The sequence below is a fragment of the Lyngbya sp. CCY1209 genome, assembly GCF_035615495.1.
GTDB lineage: Bacteria > Cyanobacteriota > Cyanobacteriia > Cyanobacteriales > Microcoleaceae > Limnospira.
In genome coordinates this window covers 1-6,086 of the sequence record NZ_JAJENU010000518.1, presented here as the reverse complement: position 1 = coordinate 6,086, position 6,086 = coordinate 1, and the positions used below count along the sequence as shown (strand labels likewise).

Below are 6,086 nucleotides of genomic sequence, written 5' to 3'. Positions count from 1 at the left end.
ATCCGATCTGAATCCACAGGCAAGATGCCTGTGCTACGTTTTGAATTTTGCCTCATTTTAGCCGAAACGGTCTACTAGGATGCAATTCGCGTCGGCGGTGCCAGCCGACATCCATTTTATGAAACCAGTCGTTTTTTGTGACTTCGACGGCACGATCACGGCCGAAGAAACCTTCGTGGCGATGATGAAACGCTTCGCGCCGGAGGTTTCCGGCGAGATTATCCCCAAACTGTACACCCGGGAGATAACGTTGCGGGAGGGGGTGCGGCAGATCTTAGAATCCATAGATGCCGCGGCTTACCCGGAGATCGTGGAATTTTCCCGCACGAAATCGATCCGCCCGGGACTGGTGGAATTGCTCGACTTTCTCGATCGCCGCGGCGTCCCTTTTGTTGTCGTGTCGGGGGGCATCCGGATCATGGTGGAGACGGTCCTCGGGGAGTTGACGGAGCGGGTGGAAGCCATCTACGCCGTGGACGTGGAGGCGGGGGAGAGCAATTTGCGCGTCCATTCCGACTTCGAGGGGGGGACGGAACTGATGGCGAAGGTGCGGGTGATGGAGTTGTACGAGGGGGACGAGAAGATCGCCATCGGGGATTCGGTGACGGATCTGAATCTGGCGATCGCCGCCCCGGTGGTGTTCGCCCGCGATCGCCTCGCCGCATATCTGGACGAACGTCAAAAATCCTACATTCCCTGGGGCGATTTTTTTGACGTCCGCGATCGCCTCGCCCAAATGTGGAATAATGCTGAATTGAGCGAGAATGGGAAGGAGTGGTAGAGATGGCAGAATTTACCCGGATTCTATCTCTAGATGGGGGCGGTTTGCGAGGGTTGATACCAGCCGAGATTTTGGTCGAGGTCGAACATAAAATACAGAAAAAAACGGGCAATCCCGAGGCAAGATTGGTTGATTATTTTGATTTATTTGCCGGGACGAGCGCCGGCGGAATCTTGACCTGTCTCTACCTGTGTCCCGACCTTCGAGATCCGAGCCGGCCGCGATGTTCCGCAGCAGAAGCCCGCAATTTCTTCTACGACAATAGCCGACAGATTTTTGCGATGCCATTCATGCACGCCATCAAAAACTTTTGGGGGATTTTGAACGCCAAGTATTCCCACAGAAAGTTAGAACTGATGATGGCTAACTTTTTCGGCGATGTCCGGTTGAGCGACCTGTTGAAACCCTGTCTGATTTCGACCTACGATATCGAACGGCGAAAAACTCACTTTTTTACCCAACATGACAGCCGAAGCAGACCCGAATGCGATTATTACGTCCGAGATGTCATTCGCTCGACATCCGCCGCGCCCACCTTTTTTGAAGTGTCCAAAATTAACTCATTAAATCGGGCTATTTACAACTGCGTTGATGGTGGCGTTTTTGCTAACAATCCGGCCCTGTGTGCCTACGCGGAAGCCCGCAGCAAAATGCCCAGTCATCCGACAGCAAAAAACATGGTCATTTTATCTCTCGGAACCGGCGACGTCAAAAAGGGATATCCCTACGACCAGGCGAAGAACTGGGGAAAGTTTGAATGGTTACTGCCGCTGTTGGACATTATCATGACCGGGGTGGCGGAAACCGTAGACTATCAGATGAGGCAGATCTATGATGCGGTTGAAGCGCCACAACAATACTTGAGAATCAATCCGGAACTGACGAGTAAAACGATGCTTCCCATCGACGATTGTTCGGAACACAATTTGCAGGCTATCCGGCGTTTGGGTCGGCAACAGGCCCAGGAGTACGACCGAGAAATTGACGAATTTATCGATTTATTGCTGAGATAATCGGGGGTGGGGAAAATAACGATGCCGGCGGGAGTTCAAAATGGTCGGGAAAAAGAGCAACTTTAATGTCGGGGAACACAACCCCCTTATTTTAAACCCAACTTTTGCAGGACGTCTGCGATCGCATCCATCCGCCGGGACTGGTCGGCTTCGATGCAGGATTTGGGTTCCATATCGTAGGGGCAGATCGGGGGGTGGGCCAAGGTCGTGTCTTCGTAGTGTCCTTCCGTCTTGAATGTTTCTACCCTCGCCCACAGGATCGCCTCAGACCCCTCCTTTTCTTGGCGGAGTGCGGTGGCATATAATTGGGGAAATTTGTCTCCAAAATAGGGACTTTGATTCCACAAATCGATCGCGTTGATGAATCCTTCCAAGTGATACTCGGGATTGATTCCCGCATCCTTAAATTCTTGATCGATGGCAAAAGACTGCGATCGCAACCGCCGCAGACACCATTTGTTGGCATCCTTCAGCGTCCCCCCCCGGCCGTGGTTGCTGCAAAATCCCTTATTCAACAGCCCCGTTGCCGGATCTAAATGCCCTTCGATCAGGGAAGTGTAAGTTCCGTCCGTCTCGCAGTTTCCCTCCGCCGCACAGACGGCGATGACACCCGGACTTTTTAAATCCAAAAATAGGGATTTGACGGGGACCTGGGGGCGGAACGACTGACCCACCCACCAGCGATCGCCTTTCGACTGGTAATTCACCGGCGTCAGTGTCGCTTCCGTTTTCGGGAGTTCGAGACTCACCACAGATCGCACCACTGTTTGAATTCCCAAGGCGACACAATACAGCGCAAAAATGGAAAATGCACCCAAGAGCAACCGTCTTCGATACAGAATGCGCTTTCTGTGTTGTTTCATCAAAGAACGGAGATCGTTGCTTTGCAGTTCGGACTGATGCCAGCCCGACCGCCGTTTTTTCTTTCGATACACGGTGTTCAATTGGTTATTTAAAAAAGTGGAAAGTTTGCCGATGATTTTCCGAGCCACAGCCCGAAAAATCGTCCAATTAGAAACGGCCCTGCCGCGGTTTCTGGGGGCGAGTTCCCGAACCTTGGAACGCCGGACAATTTCACTGCGAGTCCGTCCCGGGGGAACGAACCTTTTTCTCCTCACTTTTTGATCGAACATATTCAATCTCGATGGTAATCCGAGGGGGAATTCCCCCTGCGATGGGACGTGATAATGGACGACGACTGAAACAGCTTTTACACTATATCACCTGTTTTCAAGTGTCGTAAGACGATCTTTCCTTGATCCCCCCCAACTCCGGGGTCTGAATCTCCCCTAAATTTAAGAATTTTCGGCGATCGCATCCCCGTGCCGAACCCCTCAAAATCTCTGTCGGGGGGAACAGTTTCCCCGGGGGTCTGTGACCGGGGTTTGGGTATTGGCAGAAGTGCGAAATTGCGCTTTGATAATGGAACTCCCCACAACGACAGAAGCGAGTGAGAGCATGGGAACCGAGCGCACCTACAAAAGCTTGCCTTTCTACTGGCATCGGGATACGGTGGAAAACGATCGCCGTTGGTTGGAATCCGTCATCCGCAACGCCGCCCCGTTTTCCGACTGGTGGACGAAGGCGCGGATCGTGCAACTCGCCTATTCAGACCCCCCCAAGACCGGGGCGAAAACCGTCGCCGGACTCCCCACCTACGGCGGGTATACCTCCGAATCGGCGATCGCCGAGGCCCTGCGGTCCTGCTGCGATCTTGCGGAACACCCCGCTTTCGCGGGACAAGTGGATGAGGAATACGTGGTTCGCGCCCTCAACAGTTGGCACGAACGAGAATTCACCCAGGCCATCGCTCGCAACTTCGAGGTCTACGCCGACCGCGACCACCCCAACATTTTTTTGGTCGTCAGCACCGCCCCCTGTTCCCTCAACACCGATCGCCTGTTGCCCCCCCCGGATCGGTTCCGACCCCTGTTCAACATCGCCGAATTGGGCGAGATCCTGCGGTCGGACAATTTCAACCGCCTCACCCTCCGCACCCACGGCTACGCCAACCCGGCGGAGCGGTTCTACCGTTCCTTCATCCGCGAAGCCGAATCCCTCGTCCTCAAGGGGCCGATCAACCAAATCGGGACGTTGGAAGACAAAAGCGCCTACATCGGCTATCACTGGCCCGGAGAACGGCCGCTCCTGAGCCGCAGCCTCTGGCTCGACCCCCTGCAACAGTGGGGCATTTCCCTGAGATTTCTGGTGGTGGTGGCCCTCCTGGCTTGGCTGGCCGGGACGGGACTCTATTTGATCCTGGCTCTCCTCGGCGCCCCCCTATTGCAATTTTTGGGCGTCCGACCCGTCGTCGCTCCCCCGTGGGGGGGGGACGGACTCGGGGATTTATTCGCCCAGTGGCAGTGGGTGTGCCTCAGCGTCTTTGGGTTGTGGCTGCTGTTGATGCACCTGTTGCGGGTGGTGGTCTACCAGCGCGATCGCTATCGGGCCATCCACTACGGCGCCCCGGACCTGGCGGAATTTTTCTGGCGCCTCGACAAAGTGTTGGGCGAGAACCCCTATTCTTCGATGCCCTTTGCCCCGGAGGAAAGCCCCCCACGACCCCCCGATTTGAAAGTCCACCTGGTCGGCCACAGCATGGGGGGGTTGCTGCTGGTGAACGTGCTGCGAATTTTGTCCGATCGCTTCGGGAAAGAAGATCGCCTGGCCGAAGAGGGCCACGACATGGGGGAACACCTGCAACTCGACCGCCTGATCTTGTCCTCCCCCGACATCCCCCTGGAATTTCTGCGGGAGGGACGCAACAATTACGTCCGGTCGGCGATCTTGCGCTGCCGGGAAATTTACCTGTTTTCGAGCGATCGCGATATCGTCCTCCGCTACCTGTCCATTTTGGCGAACTGGTTCAGCGAACCCAGCGTCGAAATGTCCGGCCTGCGGTTGGGAAATGTCTACCTCAAACGGGCGGGAGACAGCCCGGACTATCGCCCCCACATCCGCGTGATGGTGACATCGCAACCCGCCGTCCAACCCACCTCCGCCTACGATTTATTTGAAAAATTTAACTATCTCGACTGTTCGGAAATGCGGGGAACCAACGGCGTCAAATGGGAGTTAAATCCCCGGACGGCCCTGGCGATCGATCTGGTAAATTTGGTTTTGTACCTGACCCAAAAAATCGACGTCCACGGCGGCTATCACTGGGTCCATACCCCCGGTTTTGACGTGCTGCAATTTTTAATTACCCGGGATGGACTGTCGCGATCGGACACGATCGCAGAAATCGAAACGCTGATCGCCGACAGCCCCATCCGCTTCCGCCCCAGTCGAACAATTAATAATTAATAATTAATCAATTAACAATTAATTGTTGGGGTTGAAAGCTTCTTTATACGAGGCGAACGGGGATAGAACCCGAAACCCTACGGGAGGAGTGAGGAGCGAGGAGTCATATCAAATCCGGTTGAATGCTCGGAACAAAACGGGTTGGAGATCGAGACCGCTTGGGAATCAATTCCCCGAGGGCGCAAGCCCGGGGCCCCTACGAGCTAAAATCATCTGTTGTCTGACTTCTTTTTTCTCCCTACACCCTACACTCCAACTTTTCTCATTGCCTTCTTCTTGAATTTTAGCAACACTTTAAACCACTTTTGGGCGGGTTTGTCGTAGAATGTGAAAATGTCGCCGAAGGCGATGCGGGAATTGCGATGATGTTGCCAGTGGCGTTCGGGGGTGGTGATGTATAAAACGTTGCAAAGCCGTTCTAAAATTGGCGGGGTCGTCCAGTGATTCAGAGGTAAATGCCGCCATTCCACATGGCACTCCGCCAAAATTAAACCCAGAATGGTTCCCGCCGGGGAAATGATCCAAAAGAGGGGCAGAAACATCAAATAGGGAAACGCCCCCAAAAAGCCGGCGATCAGAACTTTGGGATTTTTGTGGGCGATCGCATAGCGGATAAAACTGCGGTTCGGACTGTGGTGGACGGCGCAGTGGAATTTGCCAAAAATATGTTCGGGAACGTGATAGAAGAAGGTCGAGATAAAGTCTCCACTCAGCAGCAGTCCGAGTGCGACCGAGACGATCTTGATAACAGTCACTATTTCACCCTCACGAGCTACTGCGACTGTAATCACCGAAGATTAAATTCAATTAATATTTGGGTTAAAAATTGGGCGGAAGTCTCATCTCTCAATATCTGTGGGGGCAACCGTCCCGGGTTGCCCCAATTGGGCGGAATTGGATGGGGGAAGCCGGCTGTCTGTCTCAATTCTCCTCAATTCTCTATCTGTGGGGGCAACCGTCCCGGGTTGCCCAGATTGGGCGGAATT

5 protein-coding genes are annotated in these 6,086 nt (G+C 54.1%); 3 read left to right on the top strand and 2 right to left on the bottom strand.

Going from position 1 to position 6,086, the window contains the following annotated elements:
• Window positions 1–118: 118 nt before the first annotated feature.
• Together LKE08_RS16975 and LKE08_RS16970 are read left to right on the top strand one after the other, a co-directional pair.
• Window positions 119–781: an HAD-IB family phosphatase gene (locus LKE08_RS16975; protein WP_324705433.1), complete on the top strand. Its 663-nt coding sequence runs from the start codon at window positions 119–121 to the stop codon at window positions 779–781.
• A gap of 2 nt (window positions 782–783) precedes the next feature.
• A complete protein-coding gene (locus LKE08_RS16970) occupies window positions 784–1,794 on the top strand; it encodes a patatin-like phospholipase family protein (RefSeq protein WP_324705432.1) in 1,011 nt (336 codons plus the stop codon).
• An 86-nt stretch (window positions 1,795–1,880) separates the two neighbouring features.
• Here the strand turns inward: LKE08_RS16970 and LKE08_RS16965 are convergent, their stop codons facing one another.
• A complete protein-coding gene (locus tag LKE08_RS16965) occupies window positions 1,881–2,927 on the bottom strand; it encodes a hypothetical protein (RefSeq protein ID WP_324705431.1) in 1,047 nt (348 codons plus the stop codon).
• Window positions 2,928–3,216: 289 nt separating this feature from the next.
• On the opposite strand from LKE08_RS16965, the gene LKE08_RS16960 reads away from it, so the two are divergent.
• Complete coding sequence (locus LKE08_RS16960; RefSeq protein WP_324705430.1) at window positions 3,217–5,100, top strand: alpha/beta hydrolase; 1,884 nt, start codon at window positions 3,217–3,219, stop codon at window positions 5,098–5,100.
• Window positions 5,101–5,345: 245 nt separating this feature from the next.
• On the opposite strand, the gene LKE08_RS16955 is transcribed toward LKE08_RS16960, so the two are convergent.
• Complete coding sequence (locus tag LKE08_RS16955) at window positions 5,346–5,855, bottom strand: sterol desaturase family protein (protein ID WP_324705429.1); 510 nt, start codon at window positions 5,853–5,855, stop codon at window positions 5,346–5,348.
• Window positions 5,856–6,086 lie beyond the last annotated feature (231 nt).

Coding starts and splice junctions, on each gene's coding strand:
- LKE08_RS16970 (WP_324705432.1), top strand. CDS start 784: ATGGCAGAATTTACCCGGATTCTATCTCTAGATGGGGGCGGTTTGCGA.
- LKE08_RS16975 (WP_324705433.1), top strand. CDS start 119: ATGAAACCAGTCGTTTTTTGTGACTTCGACGGCACGATCACGGCCGAA.
- LKE08_RS16960 (WP_324705430.1), top strand. CDS start 3,217: ATGGAACTCCCCACAACGACAGAAGCGAGTGAGAGCATGGGAACCGAG.
- LKE08_RS16965 (WP_324705431.1), bottom strand. CDS start 2,927: ATGTTCGATCAAAAAGTGAGGAGAAAAAGGTTCGTTCCCCCGGGACGG.